Source organism: Steroidobacter gossypii (assembly GCF_016801985.1).
Classification (GTDB): Bacteria; Pseudomonadota; Gammaproteobacteria; order Steroidobacterales; family Steroidobacteraceae; genus Steroidobacter; species Steroidobacter gossypii.
Genome location: NZ_JAEVLS010000005.1, coordinates 657,262 through 672,385, shown reverse-complemented (window position 1 = coordinate 672,385; position 15,124 = coordinate 657,262). Strand labels below are relative to the sequence as shown.

Below are 15,124 nucleotides of genomic sequence, written 5' to 3'. Positions count from 1 at the left end.
CTCGCGACTTAACCGTAATGCGGGCCCGGGTAAGGGCGCGCCAGTAGGGTATTCTACCCGACCCCTGTTACCCACCTGGAACCGTCGCACAGCGCCGACCATTGGACGGCGATGACCCCGATCCCCATGCCCGAACCGCACGCGATCGCCGTCATGCTCCTCACCCTAGTCGCGCTGTACCTGTTCTCGCGCGACTCGATTCCTATTGAGACCTCCAGTCTGCTGGTGGTGGCGGTGCTCGCCATCGGCTTCAGCCTGTTCCCGTTTCCCGGCCCGGAGGGCGAGGCGCTCGACCCGACGCGGTTTTTCGCCGGCTTCGGCAACGAGGCGCTGATCGCCATCTGCGCCCTGATGATGGCCAGTCAGGGGCTGGTGAGCACCGGCGCGCTGCAGCCGATCGGCCGGGTGGTGCATCGGGTCTGGCAGCTCAGTCCGCTGCTCGCGATGGGCGTGGTGCTGTTCGTCACGGCCTTCATCAGCGCGTTCATGAACAACACGCCGCAGGTCGTGTTGATGATCCCCATCCTGACGGCGGTGGCCATGCGTTCGAACATGTCGCCGTCCAAGCTGCTCATGCCCATGACCTTCGCCTCGCAGATCGGGGGCATGGGCACGCCGATCGGCACCTCGCTGAACCTGCTGGTCATCGGCAGCGCCGCGAGTCTCGGCATCGAGCGTTTCCATATGTTCGACTTCATTGCGCCGGCCGCGTTGGCGGCGATCCCAGGCTTGCTGTTCCTGTGGTTGATCGCGCCGCGCCTGCTGCCGGACAAGGCGCCTTCGTTCGTGAATGCGTCGCCGCGCATTTTCGATGCCCAGCTGCATCTGAGCGAGGCCAGTCCCGTCATCGGCAAGACGCTGGCCGATGCCAAGAAGCTCACCCAGGGCGAAATGCACGTGCTGTCGGTGCGGCGTCCGCCCGAGCTGGTGATCACGCCGCTGCCGGACATGTCGCTCCGGCCCGGCGACCAGCTGGTGGTGCGCGATACATCCGAACGCTTGATGGAATATTCGCGCGTGTTGGGCGCGACCTTGTTTTCGGGCGATGTGCGGGTGGACGCGGAACATCCGTTGACCGCGCCGGATCAACAGACCGCCGAGTTGGTGCTGACCCCAGCGTCGCCATTGCGCGATCGAACCCTGGCGCAGGCCAACTTCGACTGGCACTACCAACTGATTCCGCTCGCCGTGCATCGGCCGGGCGAAGACGAATCGCTGAGTCACCAGACGCCGCTGCGCGATGTGCGGCTCGGTGTCGGCGACGTGCTGCTCGTGCAGGGCCCGGCCGAGCAGATCGAGGCGCTCAAGCGGCGCAGCGAGTTGCTGGTGCTCGATGCGACCAGCAATGTGCCGCTCACCGCCAAGGCGCCGCTCGCGTTGGCCATCATGGCGGGCATCGTTCTGGTCGCGTCCTTGCGGATCGCTCCGGTCGCGATTGCCGCGATCTGCGGTGTGTTGGTGATGGTGGCGACAGGTTGCCTGAAATGGCGGAATGCCACGCGCGCGTTGGACTCGTCGATGATCTGCCTCACCGTGGCGAGCTTGGCGCTGAGCCTCGCGCTTGTTTCTACGGGTGGCGCGGCCTTCGTTGCGCAGGTCGGTGCGGTAGTGGCCAAGTCGCTGCCGCCGGTGGCTGTCTTGAGCAGCACCATGCTGTTCATGGCCATCATGAGCAGCGTGATTTCCAACAGCGCCGCGGCCGTCATCGGCACGCCCATTGCGATCGAGCTTGCGCGTCAGTTGGGACTGCCGCCGGAACCGTTCGTGCTGGCGGTGATGTTCGGTGTGAACATGGGTTATTCGACGCCCATGGCGGACAATTGCAATCTGCTGGTGTACAGCGCGGGCGGTTATAGTTTCGGCGACTTCGTGCGCGTCGGCTTGCCGCTCACCATCATCATGTGGCTGGCGCTGAGCTGGGTGCTGCCGCAGTTTTATCCGCTGGGTTGATGCGCCCCGCACCTGTGGAGGAACAGGCAAGGATCCGCCAGCTTCGCCTAACGCCCAGCTAAGTCTCTCGGTGCAACATATCCACCCATGCGCCTTCATGGTTGGGTGTTGTTATTGGGAGTTGTGGCTATGAGCACGGCTTACGGCGATGAGCCCAGGTATCGATCGGCCCGGTTTCGCGACGGTCAATTTCACAATGCCACGGCGCCGAAACAGCCGGGCGGCTGGCAGCTGATGAAACTGTGGTGGCAGTTCATGTTCAAGGATTCCAGCCGGACCGAGCCGCCGGAGGCCTTGTCGGTGACGCCGTTGACCCAGGATCAGTTGCGCAGGGCGGCGGATGGCACGATCTATCGGCTCGGTCACTCGACCGTGCTGATGAAGCTGAATGGCAAGTTCTGGATGACCGATCCGGTCTTTTCCGAGCGCGCCTCGCCGGTGCAATGGGCCGGGCCGAAACGTTTTACGCCGACGCCGATCGCGCTCGAGGACCTGCCACCGATCGCGGCAGTGATCCTGTCGCACGACCACTTCGATCATCTCGACCGCGACACCGTCGTCAAACTCGCCGCCAAGACCGATGTGTTCCTCGCGCCGCTGGGCGTGGGCGATCGTTTGATTGGCTGGGGCATCGGCGCCGAGCGCGTCCGGCAGCTCGACTGGTGGCAGACTGTCGAGGTGGACGGACTGCAGTTCACCGCCACCCCGGCGCAACATTTTTCCGGTCGGAGCTTTTTCGAGAAGAACCCGACTTTGTGGGTGTCATGGGTCATCTACACCGGCAACCATCGTTTGTTTTTCAGTGGCGACACCGGCTATTTCGACGGCTTCGCCGAAATCGGCCGGCGGCACGGGCCCTTCGATCTCACATTGCTGGAAGCGGGCGCATACGACGAGCGCTGGGCGGGTGTGCACATGCTGCCCGAACAGGTCATACAGGCGCATCGCGATCTGGGGGGCGATTGGCTGCTGCCGATTCACAACGCGACCTTCGACCTCGCGTTCCATTCGTGGGACGAGCCCATGGAGAAGATGCTGGCGCTGTCGGCTCAACATGGCGTTCGTCTCACCATGCCGCGCATTGGCGAGGCGGTGCGATTGGATCGATATCAGGCGGCTCAGCCATGGTGGCGATTGAAACAGCCGCGGCACGCCGACACGTCAGTCACTGCGACATCGAACGCCATGTAAGCCACGCGATGTAACAGTGAGGCGCGCCTAAAGTCGGCGGGCGCGGTCAGGGTTTGCGGCTACACTGCGTGCTTCCTGACTGTCGGGATGCTGGCTTCATGGGTGTGGCGAAGGATTCACTCTCGATCGGCGAAGCGCGACGGGCGGCACTGGCCGCACAGCAGTTTCTTGGCGCAGGCGGCGCGCCGCGCAGTGCACGGGCGTTTGCAGATATGGTGCGGCGTCTGGGCGTCGTACAGATCGACTCGGTCAACGTGCTGGTGCGCTCTCACTACCTGCCGATCTTCTCGCGTCGCGGCCCTTACAAAAGCACATTGCTGGAACGCGCCGCCTACGACGAGCGCCTGCTGTTCGAATATTGGGGCCATGAGGCCTCGTTGTTACCCATCGAATCGTATCCGCTGTTTCGTTGGCGCATGGATGACGCCAGCAAGGGTGTTGGTACGTGGGGCCGACTCAGGCGCTACGCCACCAGTCATCAAGACCTGGTGCGCGCCGCCTTGGATCAGATCCGTGAACGCGGACCGCTGGGCGCGAGCGAGTTGACGGACGCTGGCAAATCCAAGGGGAGCTGGTGGGGCTGGAGCCAGGGCAAGGAAATCCTGGAATGGTTGTTCTGGATCGGCGCGGTCACCACCGCCCGGCGCCGCAATTTCGAGCGCCTGTACGATCTCACCGAGCGCGTGGTTCCAGAATCGATAAGAAATGCGCCTGAGCCTTCACGAGAGCAGGCACAGCGCGAGCTGATGTTGATTGGAGCCCGAGCCATGGGCGTGGCAAGCGCGCGCGACCTCCGCGATTACTTTCGGCTTCCTGCGAAAGAAGCCACAGCGCGGCTGAGTGAGCTGGTCGAGGACGGTAAGCTCGTGCCAGTCAGCGTGGAGGGCTGGAAGCAGCAGGGATATCTGCATCACGAAGCGAAAATCCCGCGCGCGACCGCAGTCGCCGATGTGGCGGCGTTGTTATCACCGTTCGATTCGTTGATCTGGGAGCGACAGCGCACCGAGCGCTTGTTCGACTTCCATTTTCGCCTGGAGATCTACACGCCGATTCACAAGCGCACTCACGGCTATTACGTGCTGCCACTGTTACTCGGCGAACGCATCGTGGGGCGTGTCGACTTGAAATCGGAACGTCAGAGCGGCGTGCTGCAGGTCAAGGGCGGAACCGTCGAGCAGGGCGTGCCTGTGACGCTGGTGCTCGAGCCGCTCGCGCGGCAGCTGACGGAATTGGCTCGTTGGTTGGGACTGGAGCGTTACACCGTAACGAGCCGCAAAGGCGAGCTCATGCGAGCCTTGCGGGCGGCGGTCAGCCGGCGCCTTTGACCGACCAGCCGAACACGCACATCACGATGAACAAGGTCAGATAAAACAATAGGCTCATTGCAGCAGCCTCCGAAACATCCTTCCTGTACTTGAAAACGCAAGACCGCGTGGTCGGTTCCCGTTGTAGAAACTGCGGATGGCAATGTCGTTTTCAAGCGACGGAGCGCTGTGGCGACCGCATTGTTTGTTCACTCCGTCGCCGACCCGGAACCAGGAACTCAAGCGCAACGCTTACGCCCGCTCGGATGGACGGCCAAGTTCAAGCTCGGCGGCCGGTTGGAACAAGGGCCATATCAACTCGGATGTCAAAAACGTTTCGGGCCCCGTCAGGGGCCCGAAACAATATTTATTTTTGGTTCCCCCTCCCGTGCACGGGAGGGGGTTCTTCGGCTCAGTCATCCATCAAGAAGCTGCGCAGCTGCTCGCTGCGGCTCGGATGGCGCAGCTTACGCAGCGCCTTCGCTTCGATCTGACGAATGCGCTCGCGCGTCACGTCGAACTGCTTGCCCACTTCTTCCAGCGTGTGATCGGTATTCATATCGATACCGAAGCGCATGCGCAGGACCTTCGCTTCGCGCGGCGTCAAACCGGCGAGCACCGAGTGCGTGGTTTCGCGCAGCGACTCCATCGTGGCCGAGTCGATCGGCGAGTCCACCGACGTGTCCTCGATGAAATCGCCAAGGTGCGAATCCTCGTCGTCGCCGATCGGTGTTTCCATGGAGATCGGCTCTTTGGCGATCTTGAGCACGCGACGGACCTTGTCCTCCGGCATTTCCATGCGCACGGCCAGCTCTTCCGGCGTCGGCTCGCGACCCATCTCCTGCAGCATCTGCCGCGAAATGCGGTTCAGCTTGTTGATGGTCTCGATCATGTGCACCGGAATACGAATGGTGCGCGCCTGGTCGGCGATCGAACGGGTGATCGCCTGGCGAATCCACCACGTCGCATAGGTCGAGAACTTGTAGCCGCGGCGGTATTCGAACTTGTCCACCGCCTTCATCAGACCGATGTTGCCTTCCTGAATCAGGTCCAGGAACTGCAGACCGCGGTTGGTGTACTTCTTGGCGATCGAGATCACCAGACGCAGGTTGGCTTCCACCATCTCCTTCTTGGCACGGCGAGCCTTGGCTTCGCCCACGGCCACTTCGCGGTTGATCTCTTTGATCTCCGCGATCGTCAGGTGCACGCGCTCCTCGAGCGACATCAGCTTCTTCTGCTGCTTCTCGATTTCCTCACGCAGCCGCGCGAGCGCGGCGGAATGCTTGCGCTTGGCGCGAATGTGCTTGTCGAGCCACTTGGTGTTGGTCTCGTTCTTCGGGAACGTCGAGATGAAGTCCTTGCGCGGCATGCCGGCGTCGCGCACGCACAGGATCATGATCTGCTTTTCGAGATTGCGGATCTCGGCGACGTTGTCGCGCAGTTGCACGATCAGCGCGTCGAACATCTTCGGCGCGAGCTTCAGCTCCATGAACTCGGCCGCCAGCTTCTTGCGCAGCTTGGCCGACTTCGGGTCCTTGCCGGTCTTGTCCTCGACCATGGCCTTGAGCACCTGCTGGTGTCCCTTGGCGATGGAAACGAAGCGGCGCGCCGCCTCTTCCGGATCCGGACCGGTTTCGAGCGTCTCCTCGTCGTCGCCGCCGCCGTCGCTTTCCTCGTCCTCGCTCTCGTCGTCGGCCGGCGCGGCAGCCGCTGCCAGCTTCGGATTGACGGGCGCGGCGATTTCGTCCGGTGCGTTCGGATCGATGAAGCCGGTGATGATGTCGACCAGGCGCCCCTGACCGGCCTTCACCTGCTCGTACTGATTCAGCATGAAGGTGTAGGTGAGGGGATAGCTGGACAGCGCCGTGCGAACGGCGTCGAGACCTTCCTCGATCCGCTTGGCGATGCGGATTTCGCCCTCACGGGTCAGCAGTTCGACCGTGCCCATCTCGCGCATGTACATGCGCACCGGGTCGGTGGTGCGGCCGAATTCGGCGTCCACGGTGGCGAGCGCCGCGGCGGCTTCTTCCGCGGCTTCTTCGTCGGCCACCACCGGCTCGGTCAACAACAGGGCTTCGGATTCCGGGGCCTTTTCGTACACCGGAATGCCCATGTCGTTAATCATGTTCACGATATCTTCGATCTGTTCGGGATCGACGATTTCGCTGGGCAGGTGGTCGTTGACTTCGACGTACGTCAGGTAGCCCTGCTCCTTGCCCCGGGCAATCAGCAGCTTCAGTTGCGATTGACGCTCATCGGCGATTTGCGCCGGTTCCTTCTTTGCTGCCAAGGTTTTGCTCAAGTGGTGGCCCTCACGTGCTGTCGGGATGGGCGGGCTTAAAAAGACCGCGCAGTTTACTTGGATCGGTTTGCCGGCGCTAGGTTCGCGTCACACTCCGTGATCGACCGGAGTTTTCCGGCCCAGCAGGCCCTGCAGCTCGACCTTTTCGGCCTCGCTCAGGCCGGCCTTCTTCAGCAAAAGGTCGGTGCGCAGCCGGGCCGCTTCCTCGCCCAGTTGCTGAACGGCGCCGGCCAATTCCTTGGCGGCGCCGGCGGCGTCGACCAGGCACTCCTGTGCGGCCAATTTCGCCAGGTGCTCAACATCGGGGCGGTCCCGCCAGCGTTCAAGCAGCGCACCAGTGTTAGCGCACGGCCGACGGCCGAGTTCCTCGATTAATTCGATCAGCAAGCCGACTCCGGGCCGCTCGAGCGTCGCCAGAGCCGGATTCAGCACCACTTTGTCGGCAATTTCCGGATAGTGAACCAACAGGTGAATCGCCTGGCGCACCAGATTGCGCCGGCCCGCCTGAACTCTTGGGCCCCGATTGATCGCATGACGGGGTGGCTCGCGTGTTTCGACCCCGCTGACCGGCGTGCCCGCCACCAGCGAAATGTGGTCGCGCTTCAATCCCACAACCTTGGCCACTTCATCTGTCAGCAGCTCGCGGAAGATCCCAGTGGGGATGCGCTCGAGCAATGGCCGTGCCAACTCGCCGAGGCGAGCGCGACCGTCGATGGTGCGTGTATCCACCTGGGAGCTGAGCTGCTGAATGAAATATTCGGACAACGGCAGCGCCTGTTTGATCCGGGCCTCGAACGCTTCACGGCCTTCGGCGCCCACCAGAGAATCCGGGTCGTGGCCCTCGGGAAGAAACAAAAACCGGATCTGCCGACCCTCGCGCACCTGGCTCAGGGAGTTCTCCAGCGCCTTCCAGGCAGCCGCGCGGCCGGCCCGGTCGCCGTCGAAACAAAACGTCACCTCGTTACAGATGCGAAACACGCGTGCCAGATGCTCCGGCGTGGTGGCGGTGCCCAAGGTCGCCACTGCATACGTGATGCCAGCCTGATGCAGCCGGACCACGTCCATGTAACCTTCAACGATCAGCAGCCGCGACAGGGTTCGCGTCGCCTGCCGGGCCTCATATAAGCCATAAAGCTCCCGGCCTTTGTGAAACAGTTCCGTTTCCGGCGAGTTCATGTATTTCGGCTCGCCCTTATCGAGCACTCGCCCGCCAAAACCGATAGTGCGCCCGCGCGCATCCCGAATCGGGAACATGACTCGATCGCGGAAACGGTCGTAATGACCAGACCGGTTATCCCGCTCGATGATCAGCCCCACTTGCAACAAACGTGCGCGCTCGGCGTCGCTGCTGCCCAGCAGTTTCAGGATCGAGTCCCACGCATCGGGCGCGTAACCCAGGCCGAAGGCCACCGCGGTCTCGCCGGTGATACCACGCGACTTGAAGTAATCCTTACCCCGAGCCGTGTTCATCAACTCGTGGCGGTAATAACCGGCCGCCTTCTCCAGCGTGGCGAACAGCGCGTCGGAGGGCGGCGGGCGTTGGCCCGGAGTTTGCTCGCGCGGCACTTCCACGCCGACCCGGTCGGCGAGATCCTCGACCGCGTCGATGAAGCCGAGATTGTCGTGCTTCATCAGAAAGCCGAGCGCGTTGCCGTGCTCGCCGCAGCCGAAGCAGTGATAGAAGTTCTTGTCCGGGACCACCGTGAACGACGGCGTCTTCTCGCCGTGGAACGGGCAGCAGCCCTTATATTCCTTGCCGGCCTTTTTCAGCGGCACACGGCTGCCGATCAGCTCGACCAGGTCGACCCGAGCGATCAGCTCTTCGATGAAATGTTTGGGGATGAGGCCGGACACGAACGCAAGAGTATGCGCGGCGACCCCGCCGGCATAGAGGCCCGACGGATCAGCCGCCGAGCTTGGCCTTCAGCTTGGCGCTGGCGGTTGCCATGTCGGTACGGCCCTGCGCCTTCTGTTTGAGCAACGCCATGGCCTTGCCCATTTCCTTGATGGAGGAGGCGCCGGATTCGGCGATGGCCTCGGCGATCAGGGCGTCGACTTCGGCGTCACCGAGTTGCTGCGGCATATAGGTCTGCAGCAGGTCGATTTCCTTCTGTTCCTTGGCGACCAGGTCGTCGCGACCGCCGCTTTGAAACTGGGCGATGGATTCCTTGCGGGTCTTGATCATCTTCTCGACCACGGCCAGGACCTGGGCGTCGTCGAGCTGAATGCGCTCGTCCACTTCGCGCTGCTTGATGGCGGAAGTGATCATCCGGATGGTGCCCAGGCGCTCGCTGTCCTTGGCCTTCATCGCGGCCTTCATGTCTTCGGTGATGCGGTCTTTGAGTGAGGACATGACTATGGGAGCTGGGATCGACGGAGGGAGAATCGACGGGGACGGGGCCGCGAGCCCCGTCCCGGAAACAAGATCTATCAGTAAGCGCGGGCGGCGCGGGCGCCACCGCGGCTGCCGTCACGGGTGACGCGCTTCATGTGGCGCTTCACGGCGGCGGCCTTCTTGCGTTTACGTTCCTGAGTGGGCTTCTCGTAGAATTCCCGGCGGCGCAGTTCCGTCAGGACCCCGGCCTTTTCGCAGGCGCGCTTGAAGCGCCGCAAGGCGGCATCGAAGTACTCGTTTTCTCGGACGCGAACGCTCGGCATTAGGACCTCTGAATGTTGCACAGGCCGCCTCCGCCGATCGATTCGGGCCGACGACGGGCGCCGATGTGCTGGCGTCGGGTCGAGGCGAAACGGTACGGGGACGGTTGAGAGCGCGGCAGTCTAATCGGGCCCGCATCGAAAAGCAAAATCCCCGGGGAAATTTGCCGGTAGAACCATGGAGCAGGCCCGCCCGGCCCTGGCTTGCGGCCCGTTCCGAAAGGTCTGACGGTAATAACCCGGCTGCGGGCCGGTCCCCGATGGGGCCGCCCAGCCACTTCTACCGGGTGCCCGAGGCCCGGTGAGTTTAAGCTTCGTGCCCCCAAATCCGGCTTATGACGTTGCCTGCCTTGAAAGTCCTCGGTATCGAAACCTCCTGCGACGAGACCGCCGCCGCGGTTTATGACGGTGAACGCGGCCTGCTGTCCCATGCTCTGTACAGTCAGGTGAAGCTGCACGCCGTGTATGGCGGCGTGGTTCCCGAGCTGGCCTCGCGGGATCATGTGAAGAAGCTGCTGCCGCTGGTTCAGCAGGCCTTGACCGAGGCGAAAGTGGCGCCGAAGGAGCTGGACGGGGTGGCATATACCGCAGGCCCCGGCCTGGTGGGGGCGCTGCTGGTCGGTGCATCCGTGGCTCGCAGCCTGGCGTTTGCGTGGGGCAAGCCAGCGGTCGGCGTTCATCATTTGGAAGGGCATCTACTCGCGCCCATGCTGGAGGCGACCGCGCCCGAATTTCCATTCCTGGCACTGCTGGTGTCCGGCGGGCATACCTTGCTGGCGGAAGTGCGCGGCCTGGGCGACTACCGGATCATTGGTTCGTCGCTGGACGATGCGGCCGGCGAGGCTTTCGACAAAACCGCCAAAATGCTCGGGCTGCCTTATCCCGGCGGGCCGGCGCTGGCCCGGCTCGCGGACAACGGTAAACCGGGTGGCTTCGAGTTCCCGCGCCCCATGCTCGACCGGCCGGGATTGGATTTCAGTTTCAGCGGACTGAAGACGGCCGTGGTGGTCGCGATTCGCGGCCGAACCCTGGATGAGCAGACCCGCGCCGATGTGGCCTATGAGTTTCAACAAGCCGTGGTCGAGACGTTGGTTGCCAAGTGCGCGCGCGCCGCGAAACAGACCGGATTGAAGACGCTGGTGGTCGCTGGCGGGGTCGGGGCGAATCGTCGCTTGCGGGCTGAACTGCAGACACTCGGCGAACGTCGCGGGCTGCGCGTGTTATATCCGCGGCCGGAGTTTTGTACCGACAATGCGGCGATGATCGCGTACGCTGGATATCGCCGGCTGGCGGCCGGCGAGCACGACGATCTGAAGATTCGCGCTACGGCGCGTTGGCCGCTCGACACGCTGCGCGGTCCCGCGTCCGCCCCGTCTCCTATTTAAGGTTCTCTAGCTACTCCTCGCACATGGATAAGATTTTTCTTTCCCAGCTCAGCGTCGAATGCATCGTGGGCATTTGGGATTGGGAACGGCGCGTCAAACAGACCGTCATCATCGACGTGGAAATGGCGGCCGACATCCGGCGCGCCGCGCTGACGGATCACATCGACGACACCATCGATTACAAGCGTGTCGCCAAGCGACTGCTCGCGTTCGTTGGCGAGTCCCAATATCAGTTGGTCGAGACGCTGACTGAAGCCATCGCGCGGGTAATCGTCACGGAGTTCGGCGTCTCGTGGGTGAAGGTTCGGCTCAACAAGCGTGGCGCCATTCGCGGCGCGCGCGATGTGGGCATCGAGATCGAGCGCCGGACGGAGGACTACGCCGGCGTGTCGCCGACGATGCAGTCTCAGCCATGACCGCCGTCTACGTCGCGGCTGGCAGTAACGTCGAGCCCGAGAAATACCTGTCTCTCGCGTTGAGCCTTCTGGCGGCGGCTCATGGGCCGCTCACGTCGTCACCGGCTTATCGAAACAAAGCCGTGGGCTTCGAGGGCGCGGATTTCATCAATCTGGTGGTCGGCTTCAACACTGACCAAGACGTGACCAAGGTGCGCCAGCAGTTGCAGGCCATCGAAGCGGCCTGCGATCGGCCGCCGGGCGCGCCGAAGTGGGCGCCCCGGACCATGGACCTCGACATTCTGTTGTTCGGCGACCTGGTGAGTAACGAGCCGGGCCTCGTGATCCCCAGGCCTGATCTGGTAAAGAGGCCCTACATGCTCAAGCCGATGGCCGTCATCGCAGCCGACGTCATGCATCCGACGCTCGGTAAAACCATGCGCGAGCTATGGGTAAGCTTCAGCGGCGGCGAACACTCGATGATCGAAGTGCCGCTCGACGTTGAACCTACCAGCCCACACTCCGACCGCCGTCCACCGCCAGAATCTGGCCGGTGACGAACGGCGCATCCTTCGCAAAGAACAGCGCGGTGCGCACGATGTCCGGCGGCGAGCCGCTGCGCTTGAGCAAAGTCTTGTCGATGATTTCCTGCTTCACCGTTTCGTCGATGCCGCCATCGGGCCACAGGATCGGCCCGGGCGCGATGCCGTTGACGCGCACTTCAGGCCCGAGTTCACGCGCCAACGAGCGGGTCAGCATCATGAGCCCGGCTTTGGCGCTGGAATAAACCGGATGTTGGGGCAAGGGCCGCTGCGCATGGATATCGATCATGTTCAAGATAAGACCGTGCGCGTTTTTCAGCGCAGGCGCCGCTGCCTGCGACAGAAACAGCGGTGCGCGCAGGTTGGTGCCCAGCAAATCTTCCCAATGCCGGGCCGTGACACTGCCCAGCGGAGTGGGATAAAAGGTCGACGCGTTGTTGATCAGCACGTCGAGTCGGCCAAATACGCGCACGACTCGGTCCACCATCGCCGGCAGGCAGTCCAGATCGAGCAGATCGGCGCCTACAGCGATGGCGGACTCGGGCCGCGCGGCGTTCAGCTCATCGCGCAGCTGTTCCGCTTCGCTGGCCGAACGGTGAAAATGGATGCAGACGTTGGCGCCCTCGGCGTGAAAGCCGCGCACCAACGCTGCGCCAATGCGGCGTGCCGCGCCGGTGATCAGCACCGACTGTCCGGCGAGTGCGTTGCGAGTGTCCATGCAGGTATGGTGAACGAACGGATGATGGCTGCAAGCCCGGCTGAGCTTCGGATGCGAACCCTGCCCTTTGCAACAGGGCGTGGCGCTTGAACGTTCCGTTGCCGCTGCCGGCGCTATCGCCGGACGAATCGGCCCACAGCGAGCGGCTGGTCCAGCGTATCGGCGCGGCTATCGAGGCGGCTGGCGGCTGGATCAGCTTCGAGCGCTTCATGGAAATGGCGCTGTACGAGCCCGGCCTCGGTTATTACAGCGCCGGCGCCACCAAGCTGGGCAGCGAAGGCGACTTCGTGACCGCGCCGGAAATTTCTCCACTGTTCAGTCGCTGCCTCGCCAATCAATGCGTGCAAGTGCTCGATGCGGTCGCGGGCGGCCAGGTTCTGGAATTGGGCGCCGGCTCCGGCGTGATGGCTGCCGACGTGTTGAGCGAGCTCGATCAACAGGGTAAGGCGCCGTCGCGCTATCTCATTCTCGAAGTCAGCGCGGATTTGCGCGAGCGCCAGCGCTCGTTGTTACAACACCGGGTGCCTCACTTGATCGAACGCATCGAGTGGCTGGACAGCTTGCCGGAAGAGTTTCGCGGCGTCCTGATCGCGAACGAAGTGCTCGATGCGTTGCCGGTGCAGCGGTTTCGCATTCGCGGTCTGCAGGTCAATCAACTGGGCGTGACATGGCAGTTCGGCCGACTCGAGTGGTCTGAAGTACACGCCGACGCGGCTCTCGAATCCGCAGTTCGCGAAATCGAGTTCAACTTGGGCGAGCCGTTCGCCGACGGCTACACGTCGGAAATCAATCTTCGTCTGCAGCCCTGGATTGCAGGGATTGGCGCTTCGATGCGCGAAGGCGCGGCACTGTTCATCGATTATGGTTTGCCGCGGCGTCAGTACTACGCGCCTAATCGCAGCCAGGGCACGATGCTTTGTCACTTCCGACATCGCTTTCACGATGATCCGCTGATCAATGTCGGCGTGCAGGACATCGGCTCTTGGGTGGACTTCACCGCGGTCGCCGAATCTGCTGTTGCTGCTGGGATGAGTGTGGCTGGTTACACCACACAAGCGCATTTCCTGATCGGCACTGGCATCGAGCAGTTCCTGGCGCCGAAGGACGATGAAGATCTGGCAGGTCGATTGCAGATGGCTCGACAGGCGATGCTGTTGACGCTGCCGGGTGAGATGGGCGAGCGCTTTAAGGTCATCGGCCTGTCGAAAGGGTTGGAGCTGCCGCTGCGCGGGTTTGGCGTGCGGGATCTCGCAGCTTCGCTATAGCGTAGGCGCGAATCCTCGGGACGACGGCGTCGGCGCTGGCGGCTCGTAGAGCGGATCAAGCGCCGGTCCCGTCGTTCGTACGCACAATGCTGAGGCCTGATTGTCAACTCGCGGCGCTGGATCAGTCGTCGTCTTCTTTTTCCGATGTTTCGGACGATTCTGCCGAGCCTGCGGGTGCGGAGAGATATTCTTCCTTGAAATGTTTTAGCGCGCGCTTGCGCTTGTCGTGCAGGCGCTTCGCAATCTCGAATCCCTGCAGCCCCGCCCGTTCTTCCTCGCTCAATGTCACGCCGGCCGCGATCTCACGCGCTCGGCGCAAATATTCCGGTTGCGGGTAATCGCGTTGTTCAAGGCCCTTGCGCCCGCGCGCATCCGCTTCGCAAGCGAGCAGGAATTGTTCGAAGCGAGCCGGGCGCCTGAATGCGTCCAGGCTCTCGAGCAACTCGACCACGGTCTTGGGTCGCAGCTCCGTGACCTTGTGCATGTGCAAGTGATATCTCGACACCAGCACGCCGAGTTCACGGTAGGCGTTGGGAATGCGCAGGCGATCGCACATGTCCTCGACGATACCGACGCCTCGTTCCTCGTGCGCGATGTGACGAGGCAGCTCGTGCGTCGGCGTCGTCGCCTTACCCAGATCGTGAGTGAGTGCGGCGAAGCGCACGACGGGGTCGCTGCTCAATTGTGTGGCTTGATCGAGCACCATCATCGTGTGCAGGCCCGTGTCGATCTCGGGATGCCACTGTGCTGGCTGCGGCACTCCGTACAGCGCATGCACTTCAGGGAAAATCACCTGTAGCGCATTGCCCTCGCGCAGTACCTCGAAGAATTGCCTCGGCGCCGGCATTTCAAGCGCGCGCTGGGTTTCCTGCCACACGCGTTCGGGTACGAGTGCGTCGAGCTCGCCGCGAGCCGCGATGTCGCGCACCAGTTCCATAGTCTCAGGCGCAACCCGAAATCCAAGCGGCGCGAAACGAGCCGCGAATCGTGCCAGGCGGAGCACGCGAACCGGATCTTCCACGAACGCGGGTGATACGTGCCGAAGCCAGCGCTCCTGCAGATCACGCTGGCCGTTGAATGGATCGACGAGCTGACCGGTCGCTTCGTCCCGCGCGATGGCGTTGATGGTCAGGTCGCGACGCTCCAGGTCTTGCTCCAGCGTCACGTCGGGCGAGAACATGGTGTCGAAGCCGCGGTAGCCGGGCCCGGTCTTGCGCTCTGTGCGCGCTAGTGCGTATTCCTCGCCAGTCTTCGGGTGCAGGAACACCGGGAAGTCTTTACCGACTGGCTTGAAGCCTTGCGCCAGCAATTCCTCCGGGCGTGCGCCCACTACGACCCAATCGCGCTCGCGCACGACCAGGCCGAGCAGCTCATCACGGACCGCGCCGCCGACCAGATAAATGTTCATACTCAGCAA

At 63.0% G+C, this 15,124-nt stretch carries 13 protein-coding genes; 7 read left to right on the top strand and 6 right to left on the bottom strand.

All coding sequences use genetic code 11. From position 1 onward, the window contains the following. Positions 1-111: 111 nt before the first annotated feature. The 3 genes from JM946_RS23305 (at position 112) to JM946_RS23295 (ending at position 4,466) form a co-directional block, all read left to right on the top strand. Positions 112-1,950: an SLC13 family permease gene (locus tag JM946_RS23305; protein ID WP_218043068.1), complete on the top strand. Its 1,839-nt coding sequence runs from the start codon at positions 112-114 to the stop codon at positions 1,948-1,950. Positions 1,951-2,079: 129 nt separating this feature from the next. Beyond that, positions 2,080-3,141 (top strand): MBL fold metallo-hydrolase, encoded by a 1,062-nt coding sequence (locus JM946_RS23300; RefSeq protein ID WP_203169770.1) that lies wholly within the window; start codon positions 2,080-2,082, stop codon positions 3,139-3,141. Positions 3,142-3,239: 98 nt separating this feature from the next. Then, positions 3,240-4,466 carry a winged helix-turn-helix domain-containing protein gene (locus JM946_RS23295; RefSeq protein WP_203169769.1) on the top strand — a complete coding sequence of 409 codons (1,227 nt, stop codon included), beginning with the start codon at positions 3,240-3,242 and terminating at the stop codon, positions 4,464-4,466. Positions 4,467-4,857: 391 nt separating this feature from the next. Here JM946_RS23295 and rpoD read toward each other — a convergent pair whose 3' ends face one another. The 4 genes from rpoD to rpsU all read right to left on the bottom strand — a co-directional run bounded on the left by rpoD (position 4,858) and on the right by rpsU (position 9,405). Beyond that, positions 4,858-6,747 carry an RNA polymerase sigma factor RpoD gene (gene rpoD / locus JM946_RS23290; RefSeq protein ID WP_322110966.1) on the bottom strand — a complete coding sequence of 630 codons (1,890 nt, stop codon included), beginning with the start codon at positions 6,745-6,747 and terminating at the stop codon, positions 4,858-4,860. Between the two features lie 87 nt (positions 6,748-6,834). Further along, complete coding sequence (gene dnaG, locus JM946_RS23285; RefSeq protein ID WP_203169768.1) at positions 6,835-8,601, bottom strand: DNA primase; 1,767 nt, start codon at positions 8,599-8,601, stop codon at positions 6,835-6,837. Between the two features lie 49 nt (positions 8,602-8,650). After that, the gene (locus JM946_RS23280; protein WP_203169767.1) at positions 8,651-9,100 is read right to left on the bottom strand and encodes a GatB/YqeY domain-containing protein; all 450 of its coding nucleotides are present in this window, start codon (positions 9,098-9,100) and stop codon (positions 8,651-8,653) included. Between the two features lie 77 nt (positions 9,101-9,177). Next, complete coding sequence (gene rpsU, locus JM946_RS23275) at positions 9,178-9,405, bottom strand: 30S ribosomal protein S21 (protein WP_203169766.1); 228 nt, start codon at positions 9,403-9,405, stop codon at positions 9,178-9,180. Between the two features lie 347 nt (positions 9,406-9,752). Here rpsU and tsaD point away from each other — a divergent pair, with 347 nt between their 5' ends. Genes tsaD through folK form a run of 3 tightly spaced genes read left to right on the top strand, consistent with a single transcriptional unit; the run spans position 9,753 to position 11,739 of the window. After that, positions 9,753-10,787 carry a tRNA (adenosine(37)-N6)-threonylcarbamoyltransferase complex transferase subunit TsaD gene (tsaD, locus tag JM946_RS23270; protein ID WP_203169873.1) on the top strand — a complete coding sequence of 345 codons (1,035 nt, stop codon included), beginning with the start codon at positions 9,753-9,755 and terminating at the stop codon, positions 10,785-10,787. 23 nt (positions 10,788-10,810) lie between these two features. Next, entirely contained in the window at positions 10,811-11,203 is a 393-nt protein-coding gene (folB, locus tag JM946_RS23265; RefSeq protein WP_203169765.1) for a dihydroneopterin aldolase, read from the top strand. Continuing rightward, complete coding sequence (gene folK, locus JM946_RS23260; RefSeq protein WP_203169764.1) at positions 11,200-11,739, top strand: 2-amino-4-hydroxy-6-hydroxymethyldihydropteridine diphosphokinase; 540 nt, start codon at positions 11,200-11,202, stop codon at positions 11,737-11,739. Before folB ends, folK begins: the two co-directional genes overlap by 4 nt. Here folK and JM946_RS23255 read toward each other — a convergent pair. Then, positions 11,690-12,442 (bottom strand): pteridine reductase, encoded by a 753-nt coding sequence (locus JM946_RS23255; protein ID WP_203169763.1) that lies wholly within the window; start codon positions 12,440-12,442, stop codon positions 11,690-11,692. The two genes, folK and JM946_RS23255, sit on opposite strands and share 50 nt — an antisense overlap. An 86-nt stretch (positions 12,443-12,528) precedes the next feature. Here JM946_RS23255 and JM946_RS23250 point away from each other — a divergent pair, with 86 nt between their 5' ends. Beyond that, complete coding sequence (locus tag JM946_RS23250; protein ID WP_203169762.1) at positions 12,529-13,707, top strand: class I SAM-dependent methyltransferase; 1,179 nt, start codon at positions 12,529-12,531, stop codon at positions 13,705-13,707. A gap of 121 nt (positions 13,708-13,828) precedes the next feature. On the opposite strand, the gene JM946_RS23245 is transcribed toward JM946_RS23250, so the two are convergent. Next, complete coding sequence (locus JM946_RS23245) at positions 13,829-15,115, bottom strand: multifunctional CCA addition/repair protein (protein WP_203169761.1); 1,287 nt, start codon at positions 15,113-15,115, stop codon at positions 13,829-13,831. Positions 15,116-15,124 lie beyond the last annotated feature (9 nt).